We start from the raw sequence: 19,308 nt of genomic DNA on the forward strand, positions 1-19,308 counted from the left end.
AGCGAAGAGTCTATCTCTCGAGAGATGATTCGACGACCGAAACCCCCTCGAGTTCAGAGAGTGCCTCGAGCACGCCACGTAGATGCTCGGGACCGCTTCCCTCGAGGCCGATCGTCACGGGCGTCCGATTTGGGTGGTCGATCGACGTCCGCCGGGCGCGCTTGAGGACGTCCAGTTCGGCACCCTCGGCTTCCACCGTTTCGACTACTCCGCTGACCGCCGTCGGCCACCCCTCGAGCGCGAGTCTCGCGTCCGCATAGCGCTCGAGTTCGTGCAGACCGGTTCGAGTCAGTTCGGCGTGCTCGGTGAGATTCACGTTTCCTCCGGAGATCACGACGCCAACGTGTTCGCCCTCAAGGCCCAGATCATCCGAAAGCGCGGCGGCCAGCGGCGCAGCCCCGGCGCTCTCGGCGACCGTCTTCGCGCGCTCGGCCAGCAGCGCCACGGCAGCGGCGATCTCCCGATCGCTCACGCTCACCACGTCGGCGACGACTGCGCGGGCGATCTGGAAGGTCGTTTCGAGCATGCGTGTATCCGCGATCCCCTCCGCGACGGTGTCGACGTCCGGAAGCTGGCGGATCTCACCGGCCTCGAGTGACGGTTTGGCGTGAGCCGCACCCTCCGGCTGAACTCCGATAACCCGAATATCTCGTTCGGCGGCTTTCAGCACCGTGCCGATCCCCGAAATGAGCCCGCCGCCGCCGATGGCGACCAGCACGCTGTCGATTTCGGGGTACTGCTCGAGGAGTTCGAGCCCGATCGTCCCCTGCCCTGCGACGATGTCTGCGTCGTCGAAGGGATGGACGAACGTTTCTCCGGTCTCCCCGGCGCGCTTGAGGGCGTACTCGTAGGAGCGCTCGTAGATGTCGCCCTCAACGACGACTGTGGCCCCGTAGCCGCGGGTGGCCTCGATCTTCGCAGCGGGGGTGACCTCGGGGACGACGATCGTCGTGTCGATATCGAGCAGGTCGCCGGCCAGCGCGACGCCCTGGGCGTGGTTGCCCGCACTCGAGGCGATAACCCCTGCTTCGCGCTCCGCGGGAGACAACTGGGCCATCGTGTTGTACGCCCCGCGGATCTTGAACGAGCCCGTCCGCTGGACGTTCTCGAGTTTGAGCCCGACCGAGGCCGCGCCGCTCATCTCGGCGAACGTCCGTGAGGTGTCGAGTGGCGTCTGATGGACGACATCTGCGAGACGGTCCCGAGCCACTTCGATATCCTCGAGGGTGACTCGGTTCTCGTTCGATTCGCTCACATCACTCTCACCCGCACTGGGATGCTCGCCCGGCTCGTTGCCCTCCGTCATTCGCCGGCCTCCGCGCGTTCGACCGCCTCGACGGCCTCCGTTTCGTCGACTTGCGGCACTGGATGCCGGGCCTCGAGTTCCCGAATCGTTTCGACCAGTACGTCGACGCCGTGCTGGAGACTCGCCTCGTCCACGTCGAACGTCGGCGTGTGATGGCTGGTCGGGTGGTCAGTGCCGACGATCATGTAGGTCGCCAGCCCGCCATCGGCCTGGACGCGCTCCATCAGGAAGGTCGCGTCCTCGCTCGCGCCGAAGTCGGCTGCCGGCAGCACGCGCTCGATCCCCGAAACGCCGCCGGCGACCTCGCTCACCAGTGCCTGCAGTTCGGCGTCGCTGTCGGCTCGCGGCGACTCGCTGACCACCTCGACCTCGGCCCGGCAGCCGTGCATTGTCGCGACCGATTTCATCGTGCGCTCGAGGTGGCGCTTCATGTACTCCATCAGTTCGGTCGTTTCACCCCGCGCTTCGGCCTCCATGGAGGCACGTTCGGCGATGATGTTGCTCGCTGTCCCGGCCTCGGCCTTCCCGATGTTCACCCGGGTCATCCCGTCGCTGTGGCGGGGGATGCCGTAGGCGTTCACGATCCCGGCCCCCATGGCGTGCATGGCATTTGCCCCCTCGTTCGGAGCCTTGCCAGCGTGTGCGGAGGTTCCGATTATCGTCACGTCGACGTGGCACATCGCCAGCGGTTTCTCGATTCCCGCCACGACCTCGCCCGTGGGATGATCGAGGCCGACGTGGACCGCGAGCAGGTAGTCCAGATCGTCTGCGAACTCGCTTTTCGCCATCGGACAGCCCCCGCCGCCGGTCTCCTCAGCGGGCTGGAAGAAGACGACCAGCCGTCCCGAAAAATCTACGTCGGAACCCTGTTCCGACGAGGATCGCGACTCGTTGAGTCCCTCACCGCTCTCGGAAATCGCCTCGAGGACCGCTAACCCCCAGGTCATGTGGACGTCGTGCCCGCAGGCGTGCATCGTCCCCTCGATCTCGGAGCGAAAGCCCTCAGCCGCGGGATCGTGCTCCGCATCGGTCGATTCCTCGATGAACAGCCCGTCGATGTCGACGCGCAGCCCAATCGCTGGCCCCTCGCCGCGCTCGAGGACGGCGACTGCGCCGGTGTTGCCGCCGGTCATCCGCTCGAGGATGTCCTCGCCCGCACCGCGCTCGCGGGCGCGATCGACCCACGGCTCGAGGTCGTCGTCAGTGACGGCCATCCGATCGGCGGGGTCGTAGGCGTCGGGGCCGACGGCCAGTTCGTCGACACCGATGGCCCGGATCTCCTCGACCAGTTTGGCCGTCGTCGTGAATTCGCGCCACGCGGGCTCGGGGTGGCGGTGAAAGCTGCGCCGGAGGCTAACGAGGCGGTCCCGTATTGGCTCGGTCATGCGAGTCACTGACGCGCCCCAGCGACTTAATTATACACAATCAACGTTTACACCGGTTACACAAAAGGATAAGGGGGCCTGTGACAATGGTAGGGCAAAGCGTCACACCGACGCGGACACTTCCACATGAGCGCACATTTAGACGCAGATCCGGATGTCGTCGTCCTTCGAGAGGGGACGGAAGGGCTGTCGATGGAGTCGTACGCCGAAACGCTGCGCGAGCGGCTGCCCGATCACACCGTCGCGCTCGCGCGGACGCCCAGAGAGGAGCGCGAACTCGTACCGAAAGCGCGGGTCGTCACCGGGATCACGATCGATGCAGACCTCCTCGAGCGCGCCGACAGACTCGAGCTGTTCGCGTGTACCTTCGCTGGCACCGACCACCTGCCGATGGACGCGCTGGCCGACCACGGTATCGCCGTCACCAATGCAGGTGGCATCCACGCCCCCGGCATCGCCGAGCAGTCGATCGGGAACATGCTCGTCTTCGCGCGCCGGCTCCACGAGGGCTGGCGGCGCAAAGAGAACAGCGAGTGGAGGCACTTCCAGTCGTACGAATTCACCGACAGCACCGTCACGATCGTCGGTCTGGGGTCGATCGGCCAGGCGGTCGTCCAGCGACTCGAGGGGTTCGAGGTCGAGACGATCGGCATCCGCTACACCCCCGAGAAGGGCGGCCCGACCGACGAGGTGCTCGGCTTCGATGAGGACGACGTTCACGAGGCGTTCTCCCGGAGCGACTACGTCGTGCTCGCGTGTCCGCTTAACGACCTGACCCGCGGGCTCGTGGGCGAGGACGAACTGGCGACGCTACCACCGAACGCAGTCGTCGTCAACGCGGCCCGCGGCGGCATCGTCGACACCGACGCGCTCGTCTCGGCGCTGCAGTTCGAAGGGATCCGCGGGGCCGCGCTCGACGTGACCAACCCCGAGCCACTCCCCGCAGACCACCCACTCTGGGACCTCGAGAACTGTCTCATCACACCGCACACCGGCGGTCACACGCCGAAACACTGGGACCGGTTGGCCGACATCGTCGCGCACAACGTCGACGCGCTCGAGACGAGCGGCGAACTCGAAAACGCCATCTATCGGCCCGAGTCTGACTCGAGCCACGCCTAAGATGGCGACCGATAACTCGCGTTCGACGACCGACCACAGCGATCAGACGTCGACCCCGGACGAGATCGATCTCGGGCCGCCGCCGGATCCGCGAGCGGGCGATCCCGCTGCGGACCTGCGTGCCGAGTACGACTACGTCGGCGGCGATATCGACCGCCCCGAACTCGTCTCGGCGCTCGACGACCGCATCGACGGCGAGGTTCGGTTCGATGAGTACAGCCGGCGACTGTACGCGACCGATGCAAGCGCCTACGAGGTGACGCCCGTCGGGGTCGTGCTGCCGCGCTCGACTGCGGACATCGCCGCTGTCGTCGACTACTGCGCCGACAACGAAATTCCGGTCCTCCCGCGTGGCGGTGGCACAAGTCTCGCCGGTCAAGCGGTCAACGAGGCCGTTGTCCTCGATCTCACGACCCACATGGACGGCTTGCTTGAGGTCACGCCCGACGACCGGCGGGCAACGGTGCAGGCGGGGACAGTCCTCGCCGACCTGAACGGCCCGCTCGAGTCCCACGATCTCAAGTTCGCGCCCGATCCCGCGGCGGGGAACCGGAGCACGATCGGCGGCGCGATCGGGAACAACTCCACCGGTGCGCACTCGCTGCAGTATGGGAAGACCGACGCCTACGTCGAGGAATGCGAAGTCGTCCTCGCCGACGGCTCCGTCGAGCGATTCGGCGAGGTGACGATCGCCCAACTCCGCGAAGGGGCCGATTCAGAGGGGTGTCTGCTCGAGCAGATCTACGCCGCGCTGCGTCGTGTTGTCGACGAGGAGGCCAAGGCGATCGCCGAGGTCTTCCCACAACTCAAACGGAACGTCTCCGGCTACAACCTCGATCGGCTCGTCGCGGAGGCGTACGGCGATCCGAAGGCGTTCGACGAAAATACGGACGAGACGGTCGCAATCGACGGGAACCCGAAACCTGATGCGACCGTCAACCTCGCCCGCGTCTTCGCCGGCAGCGAGGGGACCCTCGGTGTCATCACGGAGGCGACGGTCTCCCTCGAGCCCGTCCCCGAGACGACGGGCGTCGCGCTGTTGACCTACGAGGACCTGCTCGAAGCGATGGCCGACGTCGACACGATCGTCCGCGAGTTCGATCCCGCGGCGATCGAGGCGATCGACGACGTGTTGCTCGACCTCGCTCGCGACACCGAGGAGTTCGCCGATGTTGCGGCGAACCTCCCCGAGGGAACCGAGACGGCGCTACTCGTCGAGTTCTATGCCGACAGCGAGGCCGACGCACGGCGAAAGGTTTCCGAGATGCTCGCCGACCGGCTTCCCGATTCACAGGCACCGAAACCCAACGGCGGAACGGCCGCCTTGGAATCGAATATTGACGCCGACCCCATCCGTGCGTTCGACGCCCTCGAGGCCTACGAGCCCGACGACCGCGCCGAACTCTGGAAACTCCGCAAGAGCGCGGCACCAATCTTGCTCTCACGAACGTCCGACGCCAAGCATATCTCTTTCATCGAGGACACGGCCGTGCCGACCGAGAACCTCGCGGACTACGTCGCCGACTTTCAGACAGTCCTCGAGGAACAGGACACGTTCGCGAGCTTCTACGCCCACGCGGGGCCGGGCTGTATGCATATGCGGCCGCTGGTCGACACCAAGAGCCCGGCCGGCCTCAATCAGTTCGAGGCGATTTCCGACGCCGTGACCGATCTGGTCGTCGAGTACGGCGGCTCGGTTTCGGGCGAGCATGGCGATGGCCGGGCCCGGACCCAGTGGAACCGCAAACTGTACGGCGAGGACGTCTGGTCGCTCTTCCATGACCTGAAGACGGCGTTCGACCCGGACTGGCTCCTGAATCCTGGTAACATCTGTGGCGACCACAACATGACCGAGCACTTGCGGTTCTCGCCGGGATACGAGTTCGAGGCGGGGTTTGATCCTGCCCTCGAGTGGAATACCGGCAACGGCATGCAGGGGATGGTCGAACTCTGCCATGGCTGTGGCGGCTGTCGCAGCTCTCAGGAGACGACCGGCGGCGTGATGTGTCCGACCTATCGTGCGGCAGAAGAGGAGGGTCTCAGCACCCGCGGGCGCGCGAACATGCTCCGCGGAGCGATGAACGGCGAACTCGACGCGGCAAGCACCGACGCGGAGTTCCTCGCCGAGGTGATGGACCTCTGTATTGGCTGCAAGGGCTGTGCGCGGGATTGTCCCAGCGAGGTCGATATGGCGAAGCTGAAGGCCGAAGTCGAGCACGCGAATAATCAGGAAAACGGCGCGAGCCTCCGTGATCGGCTCTTCGCCAACGTCGATCGGCTGAACGCTGTCGGCTCCGCCCTCACCCCGCTCTCGAACTGGGCGGCCTCGCTGCCCGGCGCTGGGACGATCGCCGAGAAAACGGTCGGAATCGCACGCGAACGTGACCTTCCGACCTTCGCGAGCGAGAGCTTCGCGGACTGGTTCGAGAGGCGAGGCGGCTCCCGGATCCCGCTCGAGGAGGCCACGCGCAAGGTGCTTCTCTTCCCCGACACATACACGAACTACAACTATCCGCGAGCGGGGAAAGCGGCGGTGCAGGTGCTCGAGACGGCAGGTGTTCACGTCGAAATCCCCGACGATGTCACGTCGACGGGCCGTCCGGCCCACTCGAAGGGGTTCCTTGATGTCTCACGCGAGCGCGCACAGACGAACGTTGCAGCGCTGGCACCCCGGATCGAGGACGGCTGGGAGGTCGTCTTGGTCGAGCCCTCGGACGCGGTAATGCTCCAGTCGGATTATCTCGACTTGCTCTCCGGACGTGACCCGGAACGGGTCGCGGCCAACACCTACGGCGTCATGGAGTATCTCGATCGCTTCGATCTGGCGGCCAGACTGCCGACCGCCGCGCCCGACGAACGGCTGACCTACCACGGTCACTGTCATCAGAAGGCGACGAAAAAGGACGGACACGCGGCGACGGTCCTGCGGACGGTCGGCTACGAGGTTGACGCACTGGATTCGGGCTGCTGTGGCATGGCCGGCTCCTTCGGCTACGAGGCCGAACACTACTCGCTGAGTCGGGCGATCGGCGACATCCTATCCGATCAGATCGACGACAGCGACGGCGAGACAGTCGTCGCGCCAGGCGCGTCCTGCCGGACGCAGCTATCGGACGACGAGGGCCGTGACGAACCGCCACATCCGGTGGAGAAAGTCGCCGCCGCGCTCTCGCGATAGTCTGGGCCCCTCACTCGTCGTCCGTCGAATGATCACCGGACGCGTCGGTCGGGGCAGTCGGACCCGTCTTCTGGGGATGTTCCGACTCACCGAACCCGCCGCTCAGGACTCGAGCGAGTGTCTCTTCGACGCTCTCGTCCGTTTCGGTAATCCGATCCGCCTCGGCTTCGACGACGAACCCTGAGGAGACGTTCGGTGCCGTCGGAATGAAGAGCACCACTCGGCCGTCACTGGTCGTGTGTCCGGTCTTGAATGCCGGCATCTGAGTACCGTCCCAGCTCTCGACGCTGACCGATTCCTGCAGCGCCTGTTCCTCGCCAATCGTCGTTTCAGCGGCGATCTTCGACGCGTTGTAGACGACACGAAGCCCCGGAACGCGGTTCGCGATGCCATCAATACTTCGTGCAAAGAGTTCACCGATCGTCGTTCGGGTCAGGGTTCCGACCATGACCGTCACCAGTAGAAAGGTGCTCAGTGAGACGGTGATCTGGAGGACTCGGACGATGAGAACGCGAGTCGGCTCGTGACCGATGTAGCCGGCCAGCAGGTCGGCGTTGAGCACGACTGCTGGCGTGACTCCGGTCACGATCGCATAGGCACGGTAGATGACGTACAGCGTAACGAGTATCGGTCCGATAAGGATCAGCCCGCTCGCGAAGATCCGCTTCCACGGCGCCATTATCGGATCATACGACTGCTAGATCATGAGCCCTTTCCTTCGCCCGCTCGCACCCGTCGAGAAACCGACCGGATCGTCTCGCCGACCGGATCGTCTCACTCCTGACTGGTGACCGGAATCGGCTACGGCCAGAGCCCTCTGGTCTCCTTCGCCTCCGCGATCCGGGACAGCGCGACCACGTAGGCGGCGTCGCGCCACGTCAGCCCCTTGGCGTCGACCTCCGTGCGAACGTCGTCCCAAGCCTCGAGCATGTGCTCCTCGAGTTCCCTGTTGACCCGCTCGAGGGACCACTGCCGGCGGTTGATGTCCTGGAGCCACTCGAAGTAGCTGACCGTCACCCCGCCCGCGTTCGCGAGGATGTCCGGGATCACCGTCACGCCCCGTTCCTCTAAGATGGTGTCGGCGGCGAACGTCGTTGGACCGTTCGCGCCCTCGACGACGATGTCGGCGGCAATGGCGTCGGCGTTGTCCGCGGTGATGACGTTGCCGACGGCTGCAGGAATCACTACGTCGACATCGAGTTCGAGAATCTCGCTGTTACTGAGCGTCTCCGGTGCGCCGTGTTCGAGCACCGCTTCGGGCTCCTCGTCGTGGGTCGGAATCGCGTGCGTCTCGAGCCCGTCGGGATCGTAGATCGCGCCGTTGACGTCGCTGACGGCGACGATGGTCGCACCCCAGTCCTCGAGCAGACGGGCAGCGTTGGCACCGACGCTACCGAAGCCCTGAACGGCGACCGTACTATTCGAGACCTCGCGATCATCGTACTCGATGGCCTCGCGGGCAGCGATCGCGGTCGAGCGGCCGGGGGCCTCCTCGCGGCCGTAGGAACCGCCGATGACCGGCGGCTTGCCGGTGACGACGCCGGGGATCGTCTTGCCCTGTTGCATCGAGAAGGCGTCCATGAACCAAGCCATCGTCTGGGCGTCGGTGCCCATGTCTGGCGCGGGGACGTCCTTCTTCGGGCCGACCGCGTCGCGAAGTTCCTCGGCGAACCGGCGTGTGAGCCGTTCGGTCTCGTCCTTGGTCAGCGATTTAGGATCGACGGTGATACCGCCTTTCGCGCCCCCGAAGGGGAGGTCCATCACGGCACACTTCCAGGTCATCCACATCGAGAGGCCGGTACACTCCTCGGCGCTGACTTCAGGGTGGTAGCGCAGGCCGCCCTTGTAGGGGCCCCGAACGTCGTCGTGCTGGGCCCGATAGCCGGTGAAGACCTCGACGGAGCCGTCGTCGCGCTCGAGGGGCACCGACACCTGCTGGACCCGCGTCGGGTGTTTCAGTCGTTCGATGACGCCCGGATTGACGTCGACGTGGGTCGCGGCTCGCTCTAACTGTCGGCGGGCGGTGACGAGCGCCGAACCAGGTTCATCTGTCGGTTCGTTCTCCGTCTCGGGTGATGGTGTGGTCATCAGTATGATGGTAGTGTTGCGGGTAGTAGTATGGCGGCCGTGCTATGGACGGGACAGTCCACATTACGTCGTAAACAGTTCTCGCGGGAAGTCGGCCAGCGTCTCCGCGCCGTCGCTCGTGACGTGGAACGTCTCGCTGATCTCCATGCCGATCTCGTCCGTCCAGATGCCCGGGATCATGTGGAACGTCATGTTCTCCTCGAGAACGGTCTCGTCGCCGGGCCGGATACTCGCAGTGTGTTCACCCCAGTCCGGCGGGTAGCCCAGTCCCATCGAGTAGCCGATCCGATCCTCCTTCTCGAGGCCGTACTGCGCGATGGTCTCGCGCCACGCCTTCTCAACCGACTCGCAGGTAACGCCGGGTTCGGCAGCGTCGAGCGCCGCCTCGAGCCCCTCGACGACGATCTCGGCGGTCTCCTGAAGTTCCGCGGGGGGGTCGCCGACGAACGTCGTGCGAGCCAGCGGGGAGTGATACCGGTGGCGACAGCCGGAGAGTTCGATGATAACCGGATCGCCGTCCTCGAACTCCCGGTCGGTCCACGTGAGATGCGGCGTGCCGGTGTGGTCGCCCGACGGCATCAGCGGGACGATCGAGGGATAGTCGCCGCCGTACTCCTCGGTGCCCGTGATCAACTGCTCGTAGATTGCGGCCGCGGCCTCGTACTCCGGAACGCCCTCCTCGATGACGTCGAGGCCTGCCTGCATCGCGTTCTCCGAGATTCGGGCGGCCTCGCGCATGTACTCGAGTTCCTGCTCGGACTTCTTGATCCGGACCCAGCCGACCAGCAGCGTCGCGTCCTCGAACTCCGCTTCGGGGAGGTTCTCCTGCAGGCGCGTGTACGACTTCGCGGTGAAGTAGGCGGCATCCATCTCGAGGCCGATCCGGCCGTCCGCGACGTCGAGTTCCTCGAGGACGCCCGCTACGTAGTCCATCGGGTGGAGGTCGTGCGGCGAGTGGACGTGGTCGTCGCTGTACGCGCGAATGCTTTCCTCGCCGAGGTGGGTCGTCGCCCGTGCGCCACCGCCGTCCATGTCGCGGCCAATCCAGACGGGTTCGTCCCGGTCAGGCGTGACCACGACGGCCTGGTGCACGTAGAACGACCAGCCGTCGTACCCCGTCAGATAGTTCATGTTCGCCGGGTCGGCGACGACGATGGCGTTGAGATCCTCCTCGCGCAGTCGCTCCTTCGTCCGGGCGACCCGCCGCTCGTACTCGGCCTCGTCGAAGATATGCTCTCGTGGCATGATAACAGGGATCCTACGAGGAGCATCAATCAGTAGTGCTAAAAACTTTTCGTGTATGCAGAACACAGATACTGTTTACATATATGCGGGTCGAGTCGATGACGAGCAGTGACTCTTGGAAAGTAGGTCCGGATGCGGCCACCTCGAGCACTACCGAATTGGCTCCATCCGAACCACCGCCCGTTAAGACACGTCGGTTCGTCCCGCCGATATGGCAATCCTTGAGACTATTGTGATCGCGTTCTGGGCGATGTTGCCCGCCTATGTCCCCAACAACGCCGCGGTGCTCGCCGGCGGCGGGCGGCCGATCGACGGCGGCCGGACGTGGGGGACAAGCGCGTGCTGGGCGACGGGAAGACCTGGCGCGGCACGGCAATGGGAATCGCGGCGGGCCTCGCGCTCGCGGCGGTGTTGACGGTCCTCGCACAGGATGTCAGCAGCGCGCTCGGCTTCGCGGTGCCGGAATTCACCCTGCTCGCGGCGCTCGGCCTCGCCGGCGGTGCCATGCTCGGCGACATCCTCGCGTCGTTCCTCAAACGCCGAAGCGGCCGCCAGCGCGGCGCGATGTTTCCCGGTCTCGATCAGCTGGACTTCGTCGTCGTCTCGCTTCCCCTGGTCGCCCTGCTGGATTTCGAGTGGTTCCGCGAGTGGTTCACGCTCGAGGTCATCCTCGTCGTCGTGGTCCTCACGCCGATCCTACATGTGACGACGAACATGATCGCATACAAACTCGGGCTGAAGAACGAGCCGTGGTAGGCGTCGCCCAATCGTCTTTCTCTGGACCGAGTCGGCAGTACAACTGATCTCTGCCCGTTCTCGAGAAGGATCGGACTGAGAGCGATCCGACGACTGCGACGCCTATTCGAACGCTGAGTGCAGATCGGCGACGGCGTCGTCGTGGGCCTCGTGGGCCCGATCCAGGTTCACTGGCTCGGAGATCATGTTGAAGAACCCGTGGATCATATCGTCGTAGTGGTGGTGTGCGACGGAGACGCCCTCGTTCTCGAGTCGCTCGACGAGGTTCGCCCCGTCGTCGCGGAGCGGGTCGAAGCCGGCGGTGATGACCGTCGCCGGCGGCAGGTCCGAGAGGTCGTATGCGAGCTGGGGCATGGCGTAGATGTTCCCCTGATCGATCTCGCTCTCGAAGAGATGACCGCGAAACCACGCCATATCGTCTTTCGTGAGCATGTAGCCCTCGCCGTTCTCTTCGTAGGCCTCGGTCTCGGTCACCTTCCCCGTACTGGGATAGATTAGTAACTGATAGGCGATCTCAGGACCGCCGCGATCCCGGGCGAGCAGCGACAGGCCCGCCGCGAGGTTGCCACCGGCGCTGTCGCCTGCCACGACGAGTTTTTCCGGATCGGCATCCAGATCGTCGGCCGCGTCGGCCGCCCACTCGAGCGCCGCGTAACAGTCCTCGAGTCCCTCGGGGAAGGGGTGCTCGGGCGCGAGTCCGTAGTCAACGCTGACGACGGGATAGCCGGTGTCAGCGGCGAGCTTTCGGCAGGCCCCGTCGTGAGTATCGATGGTTCCGATGACCCAGCCGCCGCCGTGGAAGTACAGGAGCAGCGGTCGGTCGTCACCGTCAGTGCCGGGATCGTAGATCCGGATCGACAGGTCGCCATGGGGGCCGTCGATGATCCGGTCCTCGACGGACTCAAGTTCGATATCGGGCTCCTCGGTGACCTGCATTTCGTCGAACATCTCGCGGGCCTCCCGGGCCGAGACCTCATCGAACGACGGCGTGTCGATCGATTCGTAGAGTTCGAGAAACGCCTGTACGTCCGGGTGTGGCTCGTCTGCACTGGACGGTGTCATTATGTGACGCACTCGTCGGCGGCTATAAAAAATACAGGAACTGTAACCCAGTTTCGTGTTGTGGCCGATCGATCGACCGGTTCGTGAACCGTCTCGTCCGGCCGCCCACTCGCTCTCGGCTGGCGCTCCGTTCCACACCGCTTATTTCGGTTCGGTGCGCCTTGTCGAGCAATGACGAATCAGGACCTCATCGACGCCCTGCGCGCGGCCGACGCCGTCCAGTTCGGCGAGTTCGAACTCTCCCACGGCGGCACCAGCGAGTACTACGTCGACAAGTACCTCTTCGAGACCGATCCCGACTGTCTCGAGGCCATTGCCGAGGCCTTCGCCGAGCGACTCGTACCCGACGACAAACTCGGCGGCGTCGCGCTCGGCGGCGTCCCGCTCGCCGCGGCCACCAGCGTCGCGGCCGGCGTCCCCTACGTCATCGCACGCAAACAGCGCAAGGAGTACGGGACCGGGAACCTAATCGAGGGCCGACTCGACGAGGGCGAGGAGGTCGTCGTCGTCGAGGACATCGTGACTACGGGAACGAGCCTCGTTGATGCCGTCGAGGCACTCCGGGAGGCGGGCGCGACCGTTGAGCGCGCGCTGGTCGTCGTCGACCGCGAGGAGGGCGGCCGCGAGAACGTCGAAGACGCCGGCGTCGAGATGGAGGCGCTGGTAACCGCGAGCGAACTGCTGGCCGACCGCGACTAACCGACCGGCTGTCGGCTCGGCGGCGAGCGAGACGAACGTTCACTGCCCGTACGACTCGAATTTCTCGAGGACCGTCTCGAGTTGCGCGTCCGAGAGCGTCGCCGGTTCGAGGCCGGCCGCCCGCGACTGGAGATACAGCCTGGCGAGACTCTCGACGTGGTGGGTGTTCTCGAGCGCGGTCTCGAGGTCGGGTGCGGTGACCACCAGGCCGTGATTCTCGATGAGCGACGCCGTCGCGTCGGCCCCGGTCATCGCGGTCACGATGTTCTCAGCGAGCGCGTCGGTTCCGTAAGGGGCGTACTCGGCGACGGGTACGCGCTTCCCGACCGCGACGATCATGTAGTGGATCGGCGGGAGCGGTTCGCGGGCGACGGCCAGCGTCGTCGCCCATGGCGAGTGGGTGTGGACGATCGCGCCGACGTCCTCGCGGCGGTAGATCGCGGCGTGCATCGGCACTTCGCTGCTCGGATCCATCCGCCCGTCGCGGACCTCGCCGTCGACGTCGACGACCGGGACGTCAGCAGCGCCGAAGCCGTCGTAGGGGACGCCGGTGGGCGTGATCGCGAAGGCGTCGCCGGTATCGCCGTCGCGAACGCTCAAATTTCCCGTTCGCCCGGGTGTTAGCGCTGCGAGCTCCGGTGCGGACTCGACTACTGCCCGGCGTTCGTTCTCGAGGATCACAGCACCACCTCCGTCAGGTCCGCGAACGCATCGATCCGGTGGTCCGGCTCCCGGTGGCCCTCGAGTGGACCGTCGGGTTCGTCGCCGTCGGCGCTGAACAGCACCGTCTCGAGGCCGACTGCGTTGGCCCCGACGATATCGGCCTCGACGTTGTCGCCCACCATCACCGTCTCGGACGGGCGACGCTCGAGGCGCGACAGCGCCAGCGTGAACATGACCGACCCGGGTTTCTCGCGGCCCGTTTCCTCGGAGGTCAGCAGCAGGTCGATGTCTTCCGCGAGTCCGACCGCCTCGAGTTTCTCGAGTTGGGTCCGCGCCGTGAAGTTCGTGATGACCGCGACGTCGATCCCGTGATCTCGCAACGTCTCGAGGGTCTCCTCGACGCCCGGAACGAGATCGATCGCGTCGATGTACGCCGCCCAGTACGCCTCGCCGAGCGCGAGCGCCTCGGTCGGCTTCGGTCGGCCGGTGTGGCGCTCGAGCGCGTGTTTGAAGTAGAGGAATCGATCGTGAGAGGCCGCCGTACCGGGAACTTCACGCTTGATCGCCCGACGCCCGTCTTGGTAGAACGCCTCGAACGCCTGGCGATCGAAGTCGTAGCCCAGTTCCCGCGCGGTCTCTCGAGCGGCGTCCTTCCCCGCCCGATTGCACGGCGAGTAGGGATAGAACGTGTTGTCGAAGTCGAAGAAGACGGCGTCGGCACTCATACCGGGAATGCAACGGGAACCGAAAAACGACTGTCGGTCCGAACGGGAGCGTGAAAATGCGATCAGTGCCGCCGCGGTGACACACCATCAGAAGGCTTTTATCCCACTCGAGAGAATTCGAATCCACGATGGTAGGTGTCCGCTTTACAGGGGCTTTCGCCCGCTTCTAACCCACACCTACCGCTCGCTGTGTCGGTATCGACCCACAGCCGAGCGGCCACGGCGGACGTCCGACCGAACTTCTCACCGAAGTTCCCAGATTATTACCAGCTACACCCATGTCAGAACCAGAGCCAGAATCAGAGTCACAGGAACAGATAACGGTCGTACTGCCCGACGGATCCGAACTCGAAGTCGACGCCGACGCGACTGTCGAGGACTGCGCCTACGAGATCGGTCCCGGTCTCGGTAGCGACACGGTCGCCGGCAAACTCGACGGCGAACTCGTCGCCAAGGAGGAACCCGCCTACGACGGCGCCGAACTCGAGATCATCACGGACCAGTCAGACGAATATCTCGATGTCATGCGCCACTCCGCGGCCCACTGTCTCGCCCAAGCCGTCGAGCGCCACTACGACGATGTCGATCTCGCCATCGGCCCACCGACGGACGAGGGCTTCTACTACGACTTCGACAACCTCGACGTCGACGAGGAGGACCTCGCCGACCTCGAGGACGAAATCGAGGAGATCATCGAGGCCGACTACGAGATCGAGCGCGAGGTCGTCTCGATCGAGGAGGCACGAGAGCGACTAGCCGACAAACCCTACAAGCTCGAGCTTCTCGAGGAGTTCGCCGAGGAGGAAGACACCGTCACGTTCTACACGCAGGGCGAGTGGGAGGATCTCTGTGCCGGCCCCCACGTCGAATCAACTGGCGAGATCGGCGTTGTCGAACTGCTCGAGATTGCCGGTGCCTACTGGCGCGGCGACGAGGACAACACGATGCAGACGCGCATCTACGGCACCGCCTTCGCCGACGAGGGCGACCTTGAGGACTTCTTAGAGCGCAAACAGGAAGCCGAGAAGCGCGACCACCGTCGGATCGGCAACGAGATGAACCTGTTCTCGATTCAGGACGTCACGGGCCCCGGATTGCCGCTGTATCACCCAGCCGGGAAGACCATCCTCAAGGAGCTCGAGGACTTCGTCGAGACGCTGAACAAGGACGCGGGCTACGATTACGTCGAGACGCCCCACGTCTTCAAGACGGACCTCTGGCACCGGTCGGGCCACTACGAGAACTACCAGGACGACATGTTCATCTTCGACGTCGGCGACGACGAGTTCGGCCTGAAGCCGATGAACTGTCCTGGCCACGCTGCGATCTTCCAGGATCAGTCCTGGAGTTACCGTGACCTCCCTATTCGGTACGCCGAGAACGGGAAGGTCTACCGCAAGGAGCAACGCGGGGAGCTATCGGGCCTCTCGCGGGTCTGGGCCTTCACCATCGACGACGGCCACCTATTCGTCCGCCCCGAGCAGATCAAGTCGGAAGTGGAGCAGATCATGGACATGATCACGGAGGTGCTCGACACGTTCGACCTCGAGTACGAGATGGCTCTGGCCACGCGCCCCGAGAAGTCGGTCGGCAGCGACGAGATCTGGGAGCGTGCGGAGGAGCAACTCGAGAGCGTCCTCGAGTCACACGGCCACGAGTACGAGATCGAGGAGGGCGACGGTGCATTCTACGGGCCGAAGATCGACTTCGCGTTCGAGGACGCCATCGGCCGCTCGTGGGACGGGCCGACGGTCCAACTGGACTTCAACATGCCCGACCGGTTCGACCTGAACTACGTCGGCAAGGACAACGAGGAGCACCAGCCCGTGATGATCCACCGCGCACTCTATGGCAGCTACGAGCGGTTCTTCATGATGCTCATCGAGCACTACGAGGGCCGGTTCCCGCTCTGGCTCGCGCCCGAACAGGTCCGCGTGCTACCGATCTCCGACGACAATCTCGGCTACGCCCACCGCGTTGCGAACGAGTTCGACGACTTCCGCGTCGAGGTCGACGGTCGCGACTCCACCTTGGAGCGGAAGATCCGCGCGGCCCATGACGACCGGGTCCCCTATCAGATCATCGTCGGCGACAACGAGGAGGACGACGGCAACATCTCGGTTCGAGACCGCTTCGAGGACCAAGAGTACGATGTCGAGATCGATGAGTTCCGTGCGCACCTCGAGGACGAAATCGAGGAACAGCGGACCGAACCGGACTTCCTGCAAGACTGAGCGCTCGAGTGCCGTCCGTCTTTTCCGTTCTCGCGAGCACGAGTTATCGTCGCCACAACGACAAGATACTTATCTAACACCTCGAACGTGAACATATGTCTGCCCTCCATACCTCGAGACGCGGACCGCTCAGAGCGGGGGTCGCCGCGACCGGTACGGCCGCCACCGGCTGTGCCGACGGTTCGACCGCCCCCGACGGAACCGACGACGTGAGTCCGTCGTGCGAACCGGGGTCCGAAACCGACGGTGACGGACACGCGGAGGGCAACGAATGACCCGCCTCGAGCGACAAACGGTGCTCGGCGCGGTCGGGACGGGTGCCCTCGGCGCGGCGGCCGGCTGTCTCGATTTCGAGTTCCTCGAGGCTGACGACTCGCCTCAGCAGTTCGAAGCCGACGACCTGGACTCGATCCTGTCGATGGACGCGCTGAACGTCGCCCGGCCGGCACCGGTCCGGCCGAGCGAGGGCGCCGTCGACGACGCCATCGACCGACTCGACGAACTGCTCGAGTCCGTTCCGGACCCGCTCGAGGCCGATGACGTATCGATCGATGCCGTGCGGAGGGAGATCGACGGCACGCGGGAGATTGCACGGGACAAACACGAGGCGGTCGCAGAGTCGTCGGATCGGTTCCACACGATGCGACGCAGTATCGTCGCGCGTCGCTTCGCCCGCCAGGCGGCCATCGCGTTCGATGCGGTGGACGATGGCCCATCCGGAGACAAGCTCGAATCGGCGTTCGAGGACGTCGCGACACGGGTCGAGCGACAGAAAACCGAGAGCGAGTATCTCGGCACCGATCCGCAGCGAACGCTGCTCCTCGAGTACCGCCGTGAGAGCGAGTTGGCCGCCGCCGGTCGGTGGCTCGAGCGCCTCGAGAGCGAGCTGGATACCGCCGGTCGGTGGCTCGACGACCGATCACGCGACGACACGACCGTCGCCCTCTCCGTCGGAGAAATCGGCGGCGTAATCGAGCGGGCTCGAGCGGCACTCGCGTTCACGACGGAACTCGAGCGTCGCCACGAGGCGCGGCTCGACGACGATCGATCGTTCGAAACACGATTCGAGGACGCGCTCGACCGATCGCTCGCCGCGATCGATGCGGCGGACATCCCGGGTCACTCATCGGGTCTCGTCGAATCGGTCGACGCCGATGTCTCGGAGACGGTCGCCGAACGGGTGCTTCGCGAAGGGCGCTTTCGGTTGTCGAAGCGCGTGCGCGGACGAGGGACGAAGCGGCGGCCGGCCGGACGGCGTCCGCACTTCGTGAGGCCTGCGCGTTCGAGCGCGACCGACGCGCGTTCGAGACGATTCGTGAACGGATCGAAGACGGCGCTCACCGAACTATCGAGACGGTCGACGACGTTCGCGAGGTCCGCGAATCCGCGCTCGAGACCGCGGCCGACGCATCGTTCGCACCCGACGATCCGTCGCTGGGCGGCGATTCTCTCGCGCACGAATGCGAACGACTCGAGCGGGTCGATGCCTCGATCCGAAGCGTGGTCGATGCCTCTGGGACGGACCTGTTCGACCAGTATGCGGAGTACGTCGTCATCGGCGCACGACTCGAAGCGTTACCCGAGGCGGTCGCCGTTCTCGAGGATCGGCTCGAGGCGTAATCACTCCGGTGCGATCGACGCGTCGCGGTCGACGAGCGTACGAACCGTCCACACCCCGACAAACCGCAGAACCTGTTCGGCGTTCCCACCGTCGATTCGTCTCCCATCGGCGGCGCTCCCGCCGTCCTCCGGAAGGCGAAGGCGCGGGTCATGCAGCGCCTCGTCCGTCGACACGGACACGGAGATGACCTCGAGCGGCCCGAAACCGGTCCATCCGTGGCCAACAGGTGACGGACCGACTCCGTGTTCCGGAGGGACGCGCCCGCCGACGCGACACAGCCACGTTCGTGCTGATCCCATCGTTCGAACCCGATCGCAATACCCATAGTTGCGGAATCATGCATATCTGTATGAACAGAGCCGAGAAGGCAGCCCTCCAGTTACGGGCCGTCGACGTGTTGCGGATGCTGAAGGAGACGCGGACCTACGACGAACTCGCCGAGACGACGGGGCTTCCGGCGGGCGATCTCAATCGGTACGTCAACGGCCACGTGCTGCCGGGGACCGACCGCGCACGCGAGGTCGTCGAGGATCTCGGCCGAGAGGCGCTCGCCGAGGAACTCAACGCCCGCATCCGCGTCGATGACGAGGGGTACGTCGACAATTCCGCGACCGTCTTCGACCAGCCGTTCCTCGACCTGGCCGCTCCGGTCGTGGCCAACGGGTTCGACTTCGATCGCCCGGACGTCGTCCTCACCGCCGCGACCGACGGGATCACGCTCGCGGCCGCGCTCGCGAGCTACTACGGCGTCCGCTGTGCCTACGCGAAGAAGAGCAAGGAGACCGCTGTCGAGGAGTTTATCGAGGCCCGCCAGCGCCTGCAGTCCGGCATCGAACTCACCTACTACCTGCCCGCCTCGGCCATCGCCCCGGGCGAATCGGTGTTGGTCGTCGACGATCTCATCCGATCGGGCGAGACCCAGGAACTCCTGCTAGACATCGCTCACACCGCCGAGGCCGATGTCGCCGGCGTCTTCGCGCTCATTGCGGCCGGCGGGGACGGTATCCGGCGCGCCCGCGAGCGCACCGACGCGTCGGTCGGCGCGCTGACGACCGTCTGACGTGCGACTCGCGTTCCGCGCAGTACCGTGACGATCGGACAGCGATTTTCTTCACGAGGGGACGAACGAATTAGTGAGGGCCCCGTCCGCCGAAAAACGCCGAGTAATCGCAGGACGGAAACCGTGCGAACCATTGCCACATTATTAATCATTAGGTTTATGGT

Annotated in this window: 15 protein-coding genes and 1 pseudogene; 8 read left to right on the forward strand and 8 right to left on the reverse strand. The window is 65.1% G+C overall.

All coding sequences use genetic code 11. From position 1 onward, the window contains the following. Positions 1-10: 10 nt before the first annotated feature. Both K6I40_RS23705 and K6I40_RS23710 read right to left on the reverse strand, forming a co-directional pair. Positions 11-1,306, reverse strand: coding sequence for a threonine/serine dehydratase (locus K6I40_RS23705; RefSeq protein WP_222917331.1), 1,296 nt, complete (start codon positions 1,304-1,306; stop codon positions 11-13). Further along, the gene (locus K6I40_RS23710) at positions 1,303-2,691 is read right to left on the reverse strand and encodes an amidohydrolase (RefSeq protein ID WP_222917335.1); all 1,389 of its coding nucleotides are present in this window, start codon (positions 2,689-2,691) and stop codon (positions 1,303-1,305) included. The genes K6I40_RS23705 and K6I40_RS23710 overlap by 4 nt, the downstream gene beginning before the upstream one ends. A 126-nt stretch (positions 2,692-2,817) precedes the next feature. On the opposite strand from K6I40_RS23710, the gene K6I40_RS23715 reads away from it, so the two are divergent. Further along, on the forward strand, positions 2,818-3,813 hold the full coding sequence (locus tag K6I40_RS23715) for a D-2-hydroxyacid dehydrogenase (protein ID WP_222917339.1): 996 nt from the start codon (positions 2,818-2,820) through the stop codon (positions 3,811-3,813). A 1-nt stretch (position 3,814) separates the two neighbouring features. Beyond that, positions 3,815-6,991: an FAD-binding and (Fe-S)-binding domain-containing protein gene (locus tag K6I40_RS23720; RefSeq protein WP_222917342.1), complete on the forward strand. Its 3,177-nt coding sequence runs from the start codon at positions 3,815-3,817 to the stop codon at positions 6,989-6,991. Between the two features lie 10 nt (positions 6,992-7,001). Here the strand turns inward: K6I40_RS23720 and K6I40_RS23725 are convergent, their stop codons facing one another. From K6I40_RS23725 to K6I40_RS23735, 3 genes are all read right to left on the reverse strand, one after another. After that, positions 7,002-7,670, reverse strand: a complete 669-nt coding sequence (locus K6I40_RS23725; RefSeq protein ID WP_222917344.1) for a DUF502 domain-containing protein — start codon at positions 7,668-7,670, stop codon at positions 7,002-7,004. Between the two features lie 122 nt (positions 7,671-7,792). Then, a complete protein-coding gene (gene gdhB, locus K6I40_RS23730; protein WP_222917346.1) occupies positions 7,793-9,079 on the reverse strand; it encodes a glutamate dehydrogenase GdhB in 1,287 nt (428 codons plus the stop codon). Between the two features lie 63 nt (positions 9,080-9,142). Then, positions 9,143-10,324: a M24 family metallopeptidase gene (locus K6I40_RS23735; RefSeq protein WP_222917362.1), complete on the reverse strand. Its 1,182-nt coding sequence runs from the start codon at positions 10,322-10,324 to the stop codon at positions 9,143-9,145. 211 nt (positions 10,325-10,535) lie between these two features. Between K6I40_RS23735 and K6I40_RS23740 the strand changes: the two are divergent. Next, a pseudogene (locus K6I40_RS23740) lies at positions 10,536-11,080 on the forward strand (CDP-2,3-bis-(O-geranylgeranyl)-sn-glycerol synthase). A 102-nt stretch (positions 11,081-11,182) separates the two neighbouring features. Here the strand turns inward: K6I40_RS23740 and K6I40_RS23745 are convergent. Further along, on the reverse strand, positions 11,183-12,142 hold the full coding sequence (locus K6I40_RS23745) for an alpha/beta hydrolase (protein WP_222917365.1): 960 nt from the start codon (positions 12,140-12,142) through the stop codon (positions 11,183-11,185). Positions 12,143-12,313: 171 nt separating this feature from the next. On the opposite strand from K6I40_RS23745, the gene pyrE reads away from it, so the two are divergent. Beyond that, a complete protein-coding gene (pyrE, locus tag K6I40_RS23750; protein WP_222917368.1) occupies positions 12,314-12,841 on the forward strand; it encodes an orotate phosphoribosyltransferase in 528 nt (175 codons plus the stop codon). 39 nt (positions 12,842-12,880) lie between these two features. Here pyrE and K6I40_RS23755 read toward each other — a convergent pair whose 3' ends face one another. Both K6I40_RS23755 and K6I40_RS23760 read right to left on the reverse strand, forming a co-directional pair. Further along, on the reverse strand, positions 12,881-13,522 hold the full coding sequence (locus K6I40_RS23755) for a class II aldolase/adducin family protein (RefSeq protein WP_222917371.1): 642 nt from the start codon (positions 13,520-13,522) through the stop codon (positions 12,881-12,883). Continuing rightward, positions 13,519-14,229 carry an HAD family hydrolase gene (locus K6I40_RS23760; RefSeq protein ID WP_222917373.1) on the reverse strand — a complete coding sequence of 237 codons (711 nt, stop codon included), beginning with the start codon at positions 14,227-14,229 and terminating at the stop codon, positions 13,519-13,521. The genes K6I40_RS23755 and K6I40_RS23760 overlap by 4 nt, the downstream gene beginning before the upstream one ends. A gap of 278 nt (positions 14,230-14,507) precedes the next feature. Here K6I40_RS23760 and thrS point away from each other — a divergent pair, with 278 nt between their 5' ends. The 4 genes from thrS (at position 14,508) to K6I40_RS23785 (ending at position 19,144) form a co-directional block, all read left to right on the forward strand. Continuing rightward, on the forward strand, positions 14,508-16,463 hold the full coding sequence (thrS, locus tag K6I40_RS23765; RefSeq protein WP_222917375.1) for a threonine--tRNA ligase: 1,956 nt from the start codon (positions 14,508-14,510) through the stop codon (positions 16,461-16,463). 95 nt (positions 16,464-16,558) lie between these two features. Next, positions 16,559-16,738, forward strand: a complete 180-nt coding sequence (locus tag K6I40_RS23770; protein ID WP_222917377.1) for a hypothetical protein — start codon at positions 16,559-16,561, stop codon at positions 16,736-16,738. Further along, the gene (locus K6I40_RS23775) at positions 16,735-18,411 is read left to right on the forward strand and encodes a hypothetical protein (RefSeq protein WP_255681846.1); all 1,677 of its coding nucleotides are present in this window, start codon (positions 16,735-16,737) and stop codon (positions 18,409-18,411) included. Before K6I40_RS23770 ends, K6I40_RS23775 begins: the two co-directional genes overlap by 4 nt. Before the next feature lie 22 nt (positions 18,412-18,433). Then, positions 18,434-19,144, forward strand: a complete 711-nt coding sequence (locus tag K6I40_RS23785; RefSeq protein WP_222917381.1) for a phosphoribosyltransferase family protein — start codon at positions 18,434-18,436, stop codon at positions 19,142-19,144. The last annotated feature ends 164 nt before the right edge of the window (positions 19,145-19,308 follow it).

Source organism: Natrinema sp. SYSU A 869, from assembly GCF_019879105.1.
GTDB lineage: Archaea > Halobacteriota > Halobacteria > Halobacteriales > Natrialbaceae > Natrinema.